This window comes from Dokdonia sp. PRO95 (assembly GCF_000355805.1).
In the GTDB taxonomy this organism is placed as follows: Bacteria; Bacteroidota; Bacteroidia; order Flavobacteriales; family Flavobacteriaceae; genus Dokdonia.
Genome location: NZ_CM001837.1, coordinates 2,807,886 through 2,824,923, shown reverse-complemented (window position 1 = coordinate 2,824,923; position 17,038 = coordinate 2,807,886). Strand labels below are relative to the sequence as shown.

At 34.8% G+C, this 17,038-nt stretch carries 15 protein-coding genes and 1 riboswitch; of the genes, 8 read left to right on the top strand and 7 right to left on the bottom strand.

The features are described from left to right. Nucleotides 1–45: 45 nt before the first annotated feature. The 3 genes from D017_RS12760 to D017_RS12750 are packed head-to-tail and all read right to left on the bottom strand — an operon-like array spanning nt 46 to nt 1,969. Nucleotides 46–726 (bottom strand): hypothetical protein, encoded by a 681-nt coding sequence (locus D017_RS12760; RefSeq protein ID WP_035336935.1) that lies wholly within the window; start codon nt 724–726, stop codon nt 46–48. Beyond that, entirely contained in the window at nt 723–1,349 is a 627-nt protein-coding gene (locus tag D017_RS12755; protein WP_035336934.1) for a hypothetical protein, read from the bottom strand. The genes D017_RS12760 and D017_RS12755 overlap by 4 nt, the downstream gene beginning before the upstream one ends. 2 nt (nt 1,350–1,351) lie before the next feature. Next, a complete protein-coding gene (locus D017_RS12750; protein ID WP_035336933.1) occupies nt 1,352–1,969 on the bottom strand; it encodes a hypothetical protein in 618 nt (205 codons plus the stop codon). Nucleotides 1,970–2,386: 417 nt separating this feature from the next. On the opposite strand from D017_RS12750, the gene D017_RS12745 reads away from it, so the two are divergent. Continuing rightward, nucleotides 2,387–3,949: an SDR family oxidoreductase gene (locus D017_RS12745; RefSeq protein WP_035336931.1), complete on the top strand. Its 1,563-nt coding sequence runs from the start codon at nt 2,387–2,389 to the stop codon at nt 3,947–3,949. Nucleotides 3,950–4,009: 60 nt separating this feature from the next. Next, nucleotides 4,010–4,201 (top strand): cold-shock protein, encoded by a 192-nt coding sequence (locus tag D017_RS12740; protein ID WP_013752123.1) that lies wholly within the window; start codon nt 4,010–4,012, stop codon nt 4,199–4,201. A 111-nt stretch (nt 4,202–4,312) separates the two neighbouring features. On the opposite strand, the gene thiE is transcribed toward D017_RS12740, so the two are convergent. The 3 genes from thiE to D017_RS12725 all read right to left on the bottom strand — a co-directional run bounded on the left by thiE (nt 4,313) and on the right by D017_RS12725 (nt 6,405). Next, complete coding sequence (gene thiE / locus D017_RS12735; RefSeq protein ID WP_035336930.1) at nt 4,313–4,954, bottom strand: thiamine phosphate synthase; 642 nt, start codon at nt 4,952–4,954, stop codon at nt 4,313–4,315. A gap of 160 nt (nt 4,955–5,114) precedes the next feature. Beyond that, nucleotides 5,115–5,675, bottom strand: coding sequence for a DUF4494 domain-containing protein (locus D017_RS12730; protein WP_035336929.1), 561 nt, complete (start codon nt 5,673–5,675; stop codon nt 5,115–5,117). A gap of 199 nt (nt 5,676–5,874) precedes the next feature. After that, on the bottom strand, nt 5,875–6,405 hold the full coding sequence (locus D017_RS12725; protein WP_051583960.1) for a fasciclin domain-containing protein: 531 nt from the start codon (nt 6,403–6,405) through the stop codon (nt 5,875–5,877). 521 nt (nt 6,406–6,926) lie between these two features. Here D017_RS12725 and D017_RS12720 point away from each other — a divergent pair. The 4 genes from D017_RS12720 to D017_RS12705 are packed head-to-tail and all read left to right on the top strand — an operon-like array spanning nt 6,927 to nt 9,619. Next, entirely contained in the window at nt 6,927–7,823 is an 897-nt protein-coding gene (locus D017_RS12720; RefSeq protein ID WP_035336925.1) for a DUF5777 family beta-barrel protein, read from the top strand. A gap of 23 nt (nt 7,824–7,846) precedes the next feature. After that, nucleotides 7,847–8,389 (top strand): YceI family protein, encoded by a 543-nt coding sequence (locus tag D017_RS12715; protein ID WP_035336924.1) that lies wholly within the window; start codon nt 7,847–7,849, stop codon nt 8,387–8,389. A 1-nt stretch (nt 8,390) separates the two neighbouring features. Continuing rightward, the gene (locus D017_RS12710; RefSeq protein WP_035336923.1) at nt 8,391–8,789 is read left to right on the top strand and encodes a hypothetical protein; all 399 of its coding nucleotides are present in this window, start codon (nt 8,391–8,393) and stop codon (nt 8,787–8,789) included. Continuing rightward, nucleotides 8,771–9,619 (top strand): YceI family protein, encoded by an 849-nt coding sequence (locus D017_RS12705; protein ID WP_035336922.1) that lies wholly within the window; start codon nt 8,771–8,773, stop codon nt 9,617–9,619. Before D017_RS12710 ends, D017_RS12705 begins: the two co-directional genes overlap by 19 nt. A 112-nt stretch (nt 9,620–9,731) precedes the next feature. Here the strand turns inward: D017_RS12705 and D017_RS12700 are convergent, their stop codons facing one another. Then, the gene (locus tag D017_RS12700) at nt 9,732–11,066 is read right to left on the bottom strand and encodes a Na+/H+ antiporter NhaC family protein (protein WP_152023899.1); all 1,335 of its coding nucleotides are present in this window, start codon (nt 11,064–11,066) and stop codon (nt 9,732–9,734) included. Nucleotides 11,067–11,101: 35 nt separating this feature from the next. Beyond that, a riboswitch (SAM-I-IV-variant riboswitch) is annotated at nt 11,102–11,198 on the bottom strand. A gap of 427 nt (nt 11,199–11,625) precedes the next feature. On the opposite strand from D017_RS12700, the gene D017_RS12695 reads away from it, so the two are divergent. Together D017_RS12695 and D017_RS12690 are read left to right on the top strand one after the other, a co-directional pair. Next, nucleotides 11,626–16,272, top strand: a complete 4,647-nt coding sequence (locus D017_RS12695; RefSeq protein ID WP_035336920.1) for a choice-of-anchor J domain-containing protein — start codon at nt 11,626–11,628, stop codon at nt 16,270–16,272. A gap of 231 nt (nt 16,273–16,503) precedes the next feature. Next, nucleotides 16,504–16,932: a hypothetical protein gene (locus tag D017_RS12690; protein WP_035336919.1), complete on the top strand. Its 429-nt coding sequence runs from the start codon at nt 16,504–16,506 to the stop codon at nt 16,930–16,932. Nucleotides 16,933–17,038: the final 106 nt, after the last annotated feature.

Here is a 17,038-nt window from a genome sequence, read left to right as displayed (position 1 = left end):
ATTTAATTAGTTGGCTTTAATAACCTCATATAATATAGTCCTTCATTAATTTGTAAATCCAGCAGGAAGAGGAGCTGTACCAGTACTTGACGTTCCCATATCTACATTAACCTCGTTAAGTGTTTTAGTAAGTAATCCTTTGCGGTATAAAGCTACATTGAGAATCATATCAATATTATTTTCTATAATAGAACCCAAGCCAGTATCAATCTGAAATGATGAGTCGTTTACAATAGCTCTCAAAAACCACGTATTGTGTGTGGCGTGTTTATAAGCATAGACTTGATAACCCTCTACATTTAAAACAGATGAATTACTTCCCAATAATACGTTATAGTTATCGCTTCCCACTCGCTTAAAGAAAAAACTGTGTACAACCATTTCATATTCATCTACAGGGACCTGAGTATTATAATCTTGTAAGCCATCATAAGATAAATCTGTAAATTCAAATTGCACATTGTTAATAGGTCCATATTTTGCAATATCAATGTCATACTGTAACATATCATTAGCAGTAGAAACAACAAGTAGATTTAAACCCCTTATTTCTAAAGAGTTTCCTGGGTTTTCTAGTGTTAATGTTTGATCTACAATTATATCACCATCTACGTCAAGTATTGCTGAGGGATTAGGTTTATTTATTCCTACCTGAGCGCGCATTGCAGATATGCTACATACCACTGTAACTAGCAATAAAGAATATGAAAGTAAAGAAGTTCTCAATTTAAATCAGGTATTGATGAAGCTGTACCGCTATTTGAGGAGCCTAAGTTAGTAATGATTTGTGGTAGTTCTCTATAGTAAGATTTATCATAAACAACTAGCGTGACTTTGTAAGTAACCGTACCACCTGCAACTGGATCTAGCTCTCTGTTTCCAATTTCAAGATGCCAAGAATCTCCACTTTCAAAGGTTCTTATTACAAAAGTACCCATAGATCGCACCGTAGGGTTTACAGTAGTCTTACTAACTCCATCCCCTATATATTGAAAATTTGCAACAGCGACGATATACTTATCAGTCTTAAATTGTAAATCGACATCTGTAAGGTTATCACCTTCTAGGTTTGAGAATGTATAATTTACAACATTGATAGGAGCCGCAGAAACTTCTGAAACATCAAGCTTTGTGACAAGTCCAGGAGGATTACTAGTAGTAATATGAGTCACTAATTCAAAATCTTCTTCTGCGGCAGAAACCGTTCCGAGCTCTGCTGTTTTAAAAGCGTCTTGTACCAGTAAATCACCTGCAATATGTAAATCTGCTTGAGGATTTGTTGTTCCTATGCCTACTTGAGCATGCGCAAGTGATGAGAATAAGATTAACAATAATAGAAACGTTCGCATAATTAATCTATAAATGGTGTTGCAGCCGCGTTTGTAGTTCCGCCGCCCATTGGGACTGAAATGACACCAAATTGCTTAGTTAAATCCTTAGAAAAAATCAATGTCTGTATTTCCCACTTAGAATCTACTGTATCAAAGTCGTTTGCCACACCAGGGTAATCTGCAATGATGTGCCAAGTTCCATTTTCGATAAAAGTAGAAGTATAGGGTAAAGAGAATTTATCTTGTTCTATTCCGACAAGTACGAGTTGATTGTTAAAATGTGCAGAAGCCACAATAAGTTCGTAATCTGTGGCCGAAATGCCTGTGTCAAAATCTCTTACCCAGTCTAAGTTTGGATTTTCGATAATATATGTCTGTATATAACCTAATGCCGCACCAGAAGGATTTTTGGGATCAAGCTTAATAATAAAGTCACTGTCATTTTGAATTAGAAAACTCGCTTCATCACCATCTGCAATTGGTGGCAATTCTGAAATTACAGTTTGTTGAGTAACTACCATATCACCTGCAACTTCTAATGTTTTACGAGGAGTTTGAGTATTAATTCCAACCTTCTGACCAAAAACCGAAGTGCTAAGTAATAGAAAGAGAAAGTAAACAGTGTAGTTTTTAATCATTCAGATTTGCTTAATTGTGACGCAAATATGCATAAATCAGACAAATAACCACAGATAAGCAAGGTATTCTCAATGTGAAAAATGAACTTTTAACAAATAATTATAATTTTTAGAACAATATTTATTTTCATCGTAAAAATTGAGCTATTAAACTGATAATAAATCAATAACAACAGACATAAAATTTATTCAATCACAGCTTTTAGAAAATTTAAGTATAGATATTTCGCATATTGAACACTAAAACTACCTACTTAATGATAAATTAATGGTTTATAGTCTTAAAACTTTTTGTTCTAGTGCGTTACGCTTTCGCGAAAGCGTTATTCATACATATCACCATAATAATACGAGTTATTATCACCACGGTAAAACGCAGTATAATTACCTTTACCAAAATTTAGTTTGCAGAGCAATATGCCGGAAGATAAGAGCACCCATGACGATAAACGTATTCTGTCACCAGAAGAAATAAATGAATGTATAACCACTTTAGAACAACTAGTAGCCGATACCAATCAGCTTTTTGAGCTTCCAGAAGAACAGCGCACAGCGCTTCTCAAAGCCTCAGGAATGTTATCTCGACCTAATAGAGATGAGTTCCAGCGTAGGAGGAAAGACGCAAAGAAAGCAGCCAAACGTAAAATGATTGCGAGAGATAAACACGCTCGTAAATCAACAGGTATACGTTCTGCTAGAGAAGCTGCGCTCTTTGTTGCTCCCAAGTTGCTAGGCGCAGCTGCAATTCCAGAAGATACACCTGAACTCGAGTCTCCAAGAAATTGCTATGTGTGTAAAACAGTGTATACTAAGCTACATCACTTTTATGATGCAATGTGTACCTCATGTGGTGATCTTAATTATGCAAAACGTTTTCAAACAGCCGATTTAAAAGGGCAAGTAGCTGTAATAACAGGCTCAAGATTAAAAATAGGTTATCATATAACTCTCATGCTCCTACGTTCTGGTGCGACGGTGGTAGCAACCACACGTTTTCCTGCAGATAGCGCAATACGATATGCAAAGGAAGAAGATTATGGTGACTGGAGTGACCGCCTGCACATTCATGGCCTTGACTTACGACATATTCCTAGTGTAGAGATTTTCTGTAATTATATAGAGCAAAAGTACGATAGACTCGATATTTTAATTAATAACGCGGCACAAACGGTGCGCAGACCATCTGGTTTTTATTTCCACTTAATGGAAAATGAAAAGCTGCCGGTAGACCAGCTTCCTAAACTGGCGCAGCCACTCTTAGAAGATCACATTACTTGCCTTCAGGAGTTATCAGACTTAAGTGTAAGCACCGCAAAAACTAGTAAGAATAATGTGCTTCCAGTTACTTGGCATGGACCTGAACCAGGTATTGGCCTACGCAGTTCGGCAGAGCTTTCTCAGATTCCTTACAGTTTTGATAATTCCTTACAAACTAGCGAAGTCTTTCCAGAAGGAAAACTGGATGCAGATTTACAACAAGTAGACTTACGTAAGACTAATAGCTGGCGATTAAAGCTAGGCGAGATAGAAACTACGGAGATGGTAGAAGTACAGCTAGTAAATGCTGTGGCGCCTTTTGTTTTATGTAATCGCTTGTCTAACCTTATGATGAAGGAAAATACTGGACAAAAGCATATCATAAATGTATCTGCTATGGAAGGTAAATTTCACCGTTTTAAAAAGGAGGATAGGCATCCACATACTAATATGGCCAAGGCGGCATTAAACATGCTTACACACACATCTTCTGCCACTTTTGCTAAGTCTGGAATTTATATGAATGCCGTAGATACGGGATGGGTAACAGATGAGGACCCTGCAGAATTATCAAAAAAGAAAGTAGAAGTACATGACTTTCAACCACCGTTAGACATTGTAGATGGCGCTGCTAGGGTAATGGATCCACTTATTGATGGTATCAATACGGGAAAACATTGGTCTGGAAAATTTTTAAAAGACTATTTCCCTATAGATTGGTAATTTTTAATTGTAGTTTTGCATTGTGATAAAAAATAATCACATTTTTAAATACATTATATTATGAATAACGGAACAGTAAAATTTTTCAACGACACTAAAGGATTTGGTTTTATTACAGAAGAAGGTGTTGAAAAAGACCACTTTGTACACATTTCTGGGTTAATCGACGAGATTCGCGAAGGTGATCAAGTTGAATTTGAACTTAAAGAAGGTAACAAAGGATTAAACGCAGTAAACGTAAGAGTTATCTAACATATACTTCAAGTTTTAAAAAAAGCCCATCTATTAATTTAGATGGGCTTTTTCTTTGTAAACTTTTTACGCTTTCGCGAAAGCGTAACTATTATGAATTACCGAGAAGCATTATTTAAAGCTATGTCGCTGTTCATGTGTAGATGATGCACCCAGAAGTTCATTAAACAAGCGAATGCTATTAAAATCTGTCGTTATCGCTTTTGAAACGGCAATACCATCGATACCTACTTCTAATATATCCTTAACATCATTAAGAGTAATGCCTCCCACGGCAAGAATAGGAGTAGTGGTTCCCAGCTCTTTTATAATCGCTTTGTAACCAGAAACACCCAGCGTGCTTGCTGTAGTTTCTTTTGTGGTAGTAGTGCTGTAAGGCCCTAGACTTATATAATCTACTTGCTTTGTAATAAGCGTCTCACAATCTTGTAAAGTATGTGCAGTACCTCCTATAATTTGCCAAGTATATAAGTGTTTTCTAGCAATAGTAGGGCAGGCATCAGAGCTTCCTAGATGTACGCCATCTGCTTTGACTTCTTTGGCAATTTTATAATCATCATTAATAATTAGTCTCGTCTGGAAATGAGCGGTAATCTCTCTAGCTTCTTGAGCAATGGCTAGCAGCTTTTTTTGAGAACATTTTTTTACACGTAGCTGTACGAGCTCTGCTCCAGCATTACATGCTTTCTGTATGTGCTCTATATGCTCTTTAAGCGAGTTACCTTGAGAGATGTAATGAAGTTTTGGGATCATATTCTTGATATTTAGGACCTATGTAATATATACTAAGTTAGACAAAGATACTTATCACACAACGTAAACAGCATGGTCACACGTACAGGTTCTTATAAAATAAAGAGGCTGATTGTAATTATACAAACAGCCTCTTTTAGTATCGTAACTAACAAAAGATTTATTCCTCTTCGGTAGTAAGAGCGTCTTCCATCGCTAGTTTTTCATTTTCACTATGATCTACGGGTACAGAATCTTTGATTCGTGTAAATTCTTCTAGACGCTCAAGATCTTCTTCTTCTCCAGAAAAGTATGGAAATACGTCCATAATAGGTGACTCAGAAACTGCCGGGATAGTATATTCTCCCATGGTATCTTTCATGGTCGTTACCGTATTTTCATAAGCTTCCTTTACATCATTTGCTTGTACTAGTAAATACTGGTTAGTCTTGCGCTCTTTACCACTCTCTTCGTCAAAGGCGATAAGAGATACTCGAGATTTAAACCACCTATCAGAATTTTCAAATGGATGAATCTCTGCGTAGTTTGCTACTTTTATATTTGTGATTTTGATTTCTTCGCTATCACTTAAATAGGCTGCCATTTCTTGGGTTATCCTACTTTCTGCTTCTGTATATGATATGGCATCCACTAAAAAAGGCTCCGTTTTTACCTTTTGTGTTCCTGATGCTTCATCAAATTTTCTATACTTTACTTTGCACTCATACCAAGTTGCACTCATATCTCTTTTATTTTAAGGTTGCCAAAAATAGCGGTTAGCTCAAGGCGAAAAATTAAAAAACCACAATAGATATTCACAATCTCAAAATCATTGAGCTAGTTCTTTTAATACAAGGGATTTACCACAGGAAAAAGCTGGAATAAAAAAAGCGCCAACTGTTTATTACAGTCGACGCTTTTCAAGTTGGGTATTCTTATAATTATTTAGCTGGTAAAACCACGGTATCAACTACGTGTATTACACCGTTAGATTGATTTACATCTGCAATAGTTACTGTAGACTTATTTCCATTTTGGTCCATAAGAATTACTGATGATCCATTTAAAGAAGCCATTAGTTTTGCTCCGTTTACAGTTGTAAAAGTAGCTGTACCATTATTGTTTTTAATCTCACTCATAATAGCAGCTGCATCAAATTTTCCTGCAACTACATGGTACGTAAGTACATCTTGTAAAGCCGTTTTATTTTCTGGCTTAAGTAATGTTGCAACCGTTCCTTCTGGAAGTTTTTCAAAAGCAGCGTTTGTAGGGGCAAAAACTGTAAATGGTCCTTCTCCTTGTAAAGTTTCTACAAGTCCTGCAGCTTTTACCGCAGCAACTAGGGTTGTGTGGTCTTTTGAGTTTACAGCATTCTCTACAATATTTTTAGAAGGATACATTGCTGCTCCACCTACCGTTACTGTAATTTCATCCATCATGTCTTCTCCCTCAGTCATTTTATCGTCCATCATATCTTCTACTTGAGACAACTTATCATCCATCATCTCTTTTTGATCTGCTGCTTCTTCTTTTCCCATGTTTTTTGAACCTTCACATGATGCAAGTGATAAAAGTCCTGCACAAAGTGCCATTGATAATACGTTTACTGTTTTCATAATTGTTTAGTGTTTGTGTTATATAGATTTACATATATAACGCAGCAGCTTCTCATTCGGTTCTCGGTAGGGTTTGATTTTGGGATAGGTTTAACAGTATACGTTAGAAAGTGAAATTCTAAATAAAACGTTTGTGATAAGACTTTAAGCTTAATGTGATTTACAAATTTAAGAACTCATCATAGCATGGCACGTTATAAGTGCCTTTGTGACATATATAGTAATGCGAGTAATTATTGGGTAACTTTCTGTTACTCTGATTAAAAGTTAAAATTTGTTAAGATTATTTGTGATTATACTCTAAATTTGAGCTGAATTTGTAAAACCTCTTAAAAAAGGACTTAACAAACTTAAGCTAACCAACTTATACCTTATTAATGAAATTTTTCTTGTCAATACTATTCAGTGTAGTATTCTCGCTAAGCATTCAATCTCAAGAACCACAAGAAACAGAAATCGATGATTTATTCTCAGAACTTGATGACCTTACTATAGAAGGAGATAACGAAGTTATCGCTTCATTTAAATCTACTAGATTACTTATCGGGCAATCTACTGAACGTGTAAAGAAAAGTCAATTACACTTTAGAATCTCACACGTTTTTGGAAAAATAAAAGGTATTGACAATTTCTTTGGTCTTGATCAAATTAATAATATGCACTTTAGTCTAGAATATGGCCTTACAGACTATATTCAACTGGGTGTGGCGAGATCAAATAAGCCAGACAAAACCTATTCAAATAGTATTAAGGTAAGTGCTCTTAGACAAAGATCTGGAACAAAGTCATTCCCTTTTGCATTAAGCTATTTTGGGAGCTTAGATATTAAGACTAGAGAGTATTTTCCAGAGGCACGTAATAATAACTTCTCAGGAAGACTAGAATATGTAAATCAATTACTGATAAGTCGCAAGTTTTCAGAAAAACTATCCCTTCAACTTTCTCCTACACTAGTTTACAGAAACTTAACTGAAACTCAGGAAGATCCTAACGCTATATATTCTGTAGCTGTAGGTGGTCGTTATCTCATATCGAGATCTATTTCGATTAATGGGGAGTATTATTACACGCTACCTACCTTTGATGCGCACAGTGCTCGCAAGAATACGCTCGCTTTAGGACTTGATATAGAGACAGGCGGCCATGTTTTCCAATTGTTTTTTACAAATGCATTTGCTTTACACCCAGGGAAATTTGCTATCAATCAAAGCGGTAATTTCTTCAATCGTGATATTAACTTCGGTTTCAGCATACTGCGAGAATTCTCATTATAACAAATCAATTTAACTCTTATACCATGTACAAATCAATCGCAATTTTATTTCTAGTCTTTGCTTCAAGCCTTACTCAAGCACAAGAAAAGCTAGTTACTAGAACGGGCACTATCTCTTTCTCCTCAAAAACCCCTATAGAAAATATTGAGGCTACAAGTAATCAAGCAGCTAGCATTCTTAATATAGAGAAGAAGTTAATAGCTTTTAATGTTTTACTCAAATCTTTCAAATTTGAAAAAGCCTTGATGGAGGAGCACTTTAATGAAAAATATGTGCACTCAGATAAGTACCCATCTGCAAAATTTCAAGGAACTTTTGAAACGGATATTGATTTAAATTCTCCTCAAGTTTATGAAGATGTAAATATTAATGGCACTATGCTTTTTCATGGTAAAAAACAACCTACGTCTGTTAAAGCGACTATTGAAGTGATGAAAGACAAAACCTTAAAGGTAACTAGCGACTTTAAACTTGTTTTAGAAACATATGACATTGAAATACCATCTCTTGTAAAAGACAAAATTGCAGCAGACATTGATGTTAATCTTGTAGCAAATTATAAGTAATATGGGTAAAAAGATAAGTATTGTTGCGCTTTTAGTCATTGTAGGGGCTATTGTTTACGGGATCTATTCATTTAATAAGCCCGCAGAAAGTGTTACTACCTCAAATGCAGATTTGAAAGTTACGGCAACCACCTTAATTGACAAGATGGAATCTGATACAGAGGCTGCTCGTACCTTATTAAATCAAGTTATCGAGGTTACCGGTAAGGTCTCATTATTAGAAAAAGGAGAACAAACAACCATTGTTATTCTTAATGAGCAAATAAAGTGTGAAATAGAAAACGCTCAACTGGAAGGGTCCTTAACCATAGGAAATGAAATAACTGTGAAGGGGGTTTACAGTGGATTAGATGAGATGTTTAATGAAATTATATTATCAAAATGTCAGCTTATAAATTAATAATTGTACTAGGTCTACTCGTAATGACCGGCTGTACCTCAGAGCAAGCAGATGTTGAGTACCCTGTAAATGATGCTGCGGCTCAAGAGTATTACACAACTACACTGAAACAAGTCATTGATAATAAGTGTATTTCCTGCCATATATATCATATTGAAGGTAACAACCGCTACGATACGTATGAAAAAACTAAATCAAATATCGTACAGATGGTGAGTCGTATATCTTCTACTTCAAATACTGTAATGCCGCCAGCCGATGCTGTCCAACTTACTCAAGAAGAGAGTGAGAGTTTCCAGACTTTCTTAGCGTTATTAAGTGCAAATGAAGAAGAAGTTCCTGCAGCTAGAATACAAATAGAATGGACAGCATATAAATACCCAGACTACGACAATAGGGCAGGAGTGAGTGGTACCTTTGATGAAATAAGCTACGAACTGAACGAGAACGCAATTGCACCTATTGATTTACTCGATAATGCTAAGGTAACTGTAAACACAAGCTCTGTTAATGTGGGCAATGAGTCAGAGAGAACCACTAATGTAGGAACATTTTTCAGTGCCTTTACACCAGATATCATAGGAGATGTAATTAGTTATGATAACAATGAGGTCACCATACTTTTTGAAATGAATGGAATCACAGCAACAGAGACTTTTGATATTGTTGTAAATGAGGATAGTCTTGTGCTTTCTGGAAGTATTCCAGATATGAATATTTTTGACTGGCAGTTAGGTTATGATGCGCTAGATAATGTATGTGGTGATTATCATGAGAATAAAGTTTGGGAAGATATTGACGTAACAATTGTAATATTGACAAATCAATAAAAAATATGGCAAGCTAGATGATGCTATTATCTAACTTGCCTTTATTCGCTTTCGCTGGAATTTTATTTAAACACCATCTTCTTTTAAAAATTACCTCTTGCTTTAATATTGCTTAGTTCGCTTTCGCGAAAGCGTGATTATTTGTATCACTCTTAAAGATGATGTATAAGATTGTGACTACAAACAGCAATAGTAAATACCAAGTATTTGCTACAAGATGTAAGTAATTGATATTACCTTCTGAGAAGCTCAAGATCATCAAAACCTGGGCTCCATAAGGTAATAACCCCTGAAAGATACAAGCGAAAATATCCAGAATAGAAGCCGTTTTCTTATTATCTAACTCATATTCATCATTAATGGTCTTTGCGATAGGTCCAGCGACGATTATGGAAACGGTGTTATTTGCAATTGCCATATTGATGGTACTTACCAGCGCTGCAATACCAAGTTGCGCAGTTTTTTTACTCTTAATTAGTTTTTTAATATTCACTAAAATAAATTCAATACCGCCATTACTAGCCACAAGCGCAGCAAGACCTCCAGTGAGCAGAGATAACAAGAAAATCTCAGTCATATTTGTAAAACCTGTGTAAGCAATTTTAGTAGATTCTATGATGGTAAAATCACCATAAACGATCCCTAGTAAGGCTGCAGCAAGTACACCTACAAGTAACGTAACAAAAACGTTGAGGCCTACAATAGAAAGTATAATGACGAGGACATAAGGAGCAATTTTTATTACATCATATTCATAAACAACTGTTTCTGTAATATCTGTTGTTAGATCTACTCCTTGAAAAATTAAGATAGCGATTGTTATAAGTGCAGCAGGAACCGCAATCTTTATATTTTGCTTGAATTTATCACTCATTTTTGTTCCCAAAGATTGAGTGGCAGCAATCGTGGTATCTGAAATTACTGAGAGGTTATCTCCAAACATACTACCTCCTAGTAAGGCTCCACAAAGTATGGCAAGGTCTGCACTACTTTTATCTGCAAAACCAACAACAATGGGTGCTAAAGCTACAATTGCTCCCACAGATGTTCCCGTAGAAACCGATAAAAACCCAGCAATCACAAAAATACCTACGTAAATATATTGTATCGCAATATAATCTAGACCTAGGTTTACAATCGCATCTACACTACCTGTAGCATTAGTTATTGCGGCAAATGCACCAGCTAGTAGATAAATGAGGCACATGGTTAAAATTTTATCGTCACCACATCCTTTGAGGAGGATGTCAATCTTAGCATTTATAGTCTGTCTAAACATTATAAAAGCAACGATAATTCCAGCAATAACAGCCATAGGTGCAGGTAGAGCATAAAAATCATCTTGATAAATACCAACGCCTAAAAATGTAATTACAAATACGAAAAGCGGAATTAGGGCTGTAAATTTTGGGGTAATTTGTGTAGTCTGTGTCATGTTCTTCTTCATTCTTGCAAGGAGATAATAGCAATTAGATAGAAGTATGCGTTAACATTGTTTCCAATTAATTGGCTTATCTATTTAGCACCTTGCTCGTTATTGCAGGTTGCTATCTCCTTTGTGAGATTCTTGATAATTAATTTTAAAGATGTAAAACTAGTGTACAAACGATACCTTTTAGCTTAAAAAAAGTTAATTTTTTTAATGCTTACATAATCAAATAGATGACAACATATTTCTTGTGAATCGTCATCTATAATAAGGATATCAGTTTAAACGATTTGTAATCTGACGGCATTATCCTCATTACATTACATGAAGAGTAGTTTTTTTATTGACTCAGTTAACAGTTTATCATTTTGTACATTAAATTATAGATTTAATCATTAAAAGGTGGGTCATGTTATTTACACTATGATTTAAGGTTTTCTTTTTACGCTTTCGCGAAAGCGTAATTTTTCATTAAAATATGTAATTGATTGATAATACAGAGCTTAAAATATACTTTTAGTTATATTTGAAATTAAGTCTTTTACATCTATAGCAGCGTATCTATTATCAAGCATTTATGAATTCTTATTTACTAAGTAAATTTTACATTTTATTTTCAGCAATTACATTTTTTTCTAACTCACTAGATAATGATGACTGTTCGGTAAACGATTGTACAGATACATTTACAGTTGGTTATGAACATAATTTTGATACTTCTGAGATAAGTGATTGTTGGACTGTTAAAGAATTCCCTAGTAATTCTTCTTCTACATATTATTCTTTATCTGATGAAGTTTTTAGAGGTACAACAGGATATTCTATTCACTTAGCTGATACATCTCCAACAGCTAATGCTATTATTTTAATATCACCTGAATTACCTGATCTGTCAACTGACAAAAAACTAGAATTTTACATAAGTGCCTACGAAGGTGACTTAATCGTAGGGACTGTATCTGACCCAGAAACGCCTGAATCTTTTACAGAACTCAGTACGATTTACGAAGATGTTCCTTACGGGGAATGGGAAAGAAGAAGCGTTTATCTCAATAATTATAGTGGAACAGATAAATACATTGCTTTTAAATTGCAACAAACTTATAGAAGTCGTGGTGAACAGGTATTTATAGATGATTTTAAATATGTCCAATCTGTAGATTGTGTAAACCCCTTTGATATTACTGCATCAAATATTACAGACGATAGCGCTCAGATTAATTGGTCTGGTTCAGGCACTGAATTATTATGGGAATTTGAATACGAAATTCTTAATGTTTCTAATAGTACGCAACGGCTATTAACGTATTCACCCTCAATTGTCTTGGATAATCTTATAGAAGGCACAGAATACTCGATTAAGATCCGCTCAAAATGTGATACAGAAGCACTTTTTTCTGAGTGGTCTGATCCCATTCATTTCATGACAGCATGCATCCCTATAGAAGCAAACTACACTGAATCTTTTGAACATGCAACGGGTATAAACCCATGCTGGACTACAATCGTTAACAATCATAATGCTTTTGCTGATATACGTACAACTGAAAGTATTGAATTTAACTATCAACAGTCATGGGGAGAGTCTTTTAATGAGACCATACTGCCTTCTTCTGGAACTCAGTTTGTACACTTCTATAATGGTAGTGACTCTTCTTCGGCCCCGTCATCAGATTTTTACTTAATATCTAAGCCTATTTTAGATTTAGATAATAGTAAGCGAATTAGATTTAAATTGATTGTAAAAAGAAGATATTCATCAGGTTTTAACGAATCTAGTCTTCATATCGGTACCATGACAGATCCTAATAATCCAGATACTTTTGATCTCATTGAAACTATTACACCAGAACAAATGAGTGAGGTAAAACGCAATGGTTTACCCTTAGCACCTTGGAGAGAACATACAGTATATTTAAATGAGTTAAGTGAAAACTTTGAAGCCACATATATTGCTATACAGCATGGTGATGAATTTTATGATACTGAATTTTATCTTGATGATTTTAAATATGAAAATATTCCCTCGTGTACGGAGCCACTTTACTCAAAAGTTCTACACGAACGGTTTAATGAGGTTGATATAAGTTGGGATAGTTACAGTAATTCTACATCTAACTTATGGGAAATTGTTTATGGTCCTGTTGGCTTTTCCTTAGATACTGGTCAGCGTGTACAATCATCTACAGAGAATGTGACTTTACAAGACTTACAATCAAATACTAGTTATGATTTTTACGTTCGCGCAAAGTGTAATAATGATTGGAGTGATTGGTCTTTTGTCAATAATTTTACGACAAAATGTGAAGGATATCTCGCAGGCTATTCTGAGAGTTTTGAGACACAAGGAGAAGGACGTTTTGAAAATTGTTGGACAGCAATACGCCCTACCGGCAGCGGAAGTCCTTATTGGGATGATAGTCTTAATAATATTAGCTTAGTAGATGATGTAGGGCCTAATGGATACCCTGCAAATACTGGGTCTAATTGTGTGCGGATTTTTAATGAAATTGCCTATCCTACTGGTGATACTCCATCTGATAGAATAGTATTAGTATCTCCTAGGCTAGCTGATCTTGATAATTACAAAAAAATATCATTTTGGCTTCAACCAATATCTAGTGCGTATGCTTCCCCAAACGAGGTGATCATAGGTACACTTTCAGATCCGGATGATTACACTACTTTCACACCGTATCATACTATAACTAATGCTGCCGATAATGAAGATACTTACACAAAATATGAAGTGACATTTTCAGATTATGCCCTTACAGATAAGTATATCGGTTTTAAACAAGGGCCAAGCAATAGAAGACAAGTGATCCTTTTTGATGACTTTCATTATTCTGAGGTTACTTGTGTTACTCCTACAAGCCTAACGGCTTATCAATCAGAAGAAGGTTCTGTAACTCTAGAGTGGCAAGACAATAATAATCAAGAGAGTCCAGAAAGTTGGGAGATAGAATATGGCCCAAAGGATTTCGTTTTAGGAGAAGGCACTATAACTACAAGTACAACAAACCCATTTCAAATTGATGAGTTAAGTAATGGCAAATATGATTATTATGTACGAGCCGTTTGCAATGATAACTTAGGTTATAGCAACTGGAGTAATAGTTATTCATTTACTATAACATGCACTTTACAAGCTCCTTTTTTTGAGAATTTTGATAGTTACGATGCACAGGAACAACATCAAACGGATGGAATAACAGACTTTTGCTGGGAGAGGTCTAACCATGATCTTGCAGGAATAATTGATCGACAAAATTTATATGCTCCAATAAAGTCTGCACCAAATACTGCTTTTGTAAATGATTTCCCTACCTCTGAAAATTTGATGCCAGGGATGCTTGTATCTCCATTTCTAATAGATTTTGATAATACTAAAACACTTAGATTATGGTTAAGAAATGAAACAACAGGTCTCAATACTGTAGGCAGTGGTATTATTGTAGGTACAATGTCTAATCCACTAGATAGAAATACTTTTCACAGTTATACTACTATCGAAGCAGATGAAATTCAGACTTTTGGTCGTGAATTTTTTATTGATTTTTCAGAGTATACTGGAACAGATAAGCATATCGCAATCATTCATGATCAATCTTATGAGTACTCTCTGGTGATGATAGATGATTTTTTATATGACTCACAATCATCTTGTAATATTCCCTTAAATATAAATACCAAAAGTATTGGCACAAGTAGTGCAACCATTAAATGGGAAATGCTTAATGATAATAGTACCTACGAGATAGAGTATGGACCATCAGGCTTTGCGCAAGGAGATGGTATTATTGAAACTACTACAAATTTAAGTATTGACATTACCAATCTACAGCCAGATACTGAATATGACTACTACCTAAGATCTCTGTGTAATTCAAATGTAGCTAGTTCACCTACCACAGCTCTTCATTTTACAACTGCCTGTAGTATTGAAAGTTTACCTTGGGTAGAAAATTTTACAGAAATGGATACCTACGGAGAGGGAACTCTACCTAATTGTTTAAAAGGTGAAGATAACTGGATATCGAGCAATCAAAATTTATCCGAACATCTTGTTGGTGATGGTGATACGAATTTTATCTACGTAACTTTTGATGAATATGGTCTACGTACCTCATTAATAACTCCCATGTTTTACTTAGAGGCTGGAGTTACTTACAAGTTTATAGTTAAAATGAAAAGGGAAATAGGTGACTACAGTTCCCATAGTGTACGTGTCAAAATAGGGATGGGCTCAGAACATTGGTTACTAGATAATAATATTAATTATTTTTCAGGATTTGATTTTGGGTTTTATGAATACTTTCCAGTAGAAACAACGTTCACACCCGTATTAAGTGGAGAATATTCTTTCGGTTTGTATGTAGGCCATTCATCTATAGTAAACAGTATAGCGCTTGATTCTTTTAACTTAGACACTGCTTATGAAACGGCTATACCAGTTGAAGATGGTACTACAACACTGTTTGATTTTGAAGATGGTTTACCTTTTGGAATTATCTTAGAAAGCACGGAGTTCTCTAATAGTAGCTTAATTATTGAAAATGACAGCAATAGTGCTGTAAAAATGTTTTCTAAAGAAGGAGCAAATCCATGGAAAAATAGTGATAGTCAGCAAGAAAGTTGGATATTAAATCAAGATCGAATCTCTAAGGTAAATTTTGAAATTAATCCAAGCCAAGCTTCTGAGCTCTTAATGAAGTTTAAAGCAAAGCAAACTATTAGCGAGACATCTTCAGATTCGTCTTTAAGAGTAGTAGTCAATGGAGTTGTACAAGATTATATTTATAGTTCTGGCACAAATAATTATGATGATTATGAGATAGACCTTTCGGCTTTTATAAATCAAAAAATAAGAATTTCAATTCAACACCTAGCAAAATCACCTGATAACCATAACAATCAAAATAGCGTCCTTATAGATGATATCCTCCTTAAAACGGCAGATTCCACACTTGATACTGAAGTGTTAAATTCTAGAAATTTCACCTATTATCCTAATCCAGCAAAGAATAAATTATTCATTGATAGTCAACAACTAATTGATAGCATTGAGTTAATTAATATGTTAGGACAAGTTATCATGGAGCACAAAGTAGATGCGCAGCAGAGGGTTACACTTGATATATCAGACCTATCTTCTTCTATATACTTTATGAAAGTTTACACTGGTACAAAGCATTCTACAGTAAAAGTTATCGTTAAATAATCTAATCCAAGGTTTTGTTAGAGGTGCTCTTAGACAAAATACTCCATAGAAATGTGTATTTACCACATTAAGGTTTTGTATAATAATATTCCAAGCCTTTAGTCCTTGAAGTACGCTTTCGCGAAAGCGTAAAACATCCAACTCAAAGTATATTTATTGCAAAATTGGAGTCTTGTTATAGTGATAAAGTAATCATCTTTTTTAAAGAAATAATTACTTTTGCACCCCATTATGATAAACGAAACATCCCTATTATTAGATTTTGTAACAAATGAACTCTCAAAAGCAGGATTTACAATTACTGCTGATATTGATAGGGTAGAAGGGTTAGACTTTCTTATCACAGCGCCTACAGGCAGAACAAGCGAGTTACAGCTGCGTTCTATTAATCTTCACGAAGAAGAAAGTATAAAAATACAAAAGCTTGATTACGGTCAAGTTGCACCGCATCGTTTTCTAGGTCTCGTGACTATAATAAATAACACTCCAAGAGCTTTTTATATTATACCTTCTGCTACTTTTACAACAGCAGATAATGAGGTCTTCTTTAATCATCCTATGGAAATGATGCCACATTTGAGTCACTGGGAGATTAAAGTATATACAGCAGCTGTTCCTAAGCTGGCTCAATATGAAATAAGTAATTTTTACAAAGTATAATAACCTATTTACAACAAGTCAAAAGATTATCAATAGCACTAGCTTCTTATTGAATAGCGTTCATGCTTCTCTTAGATTCAAAGTAGTTTTGCACATAATTCAAATG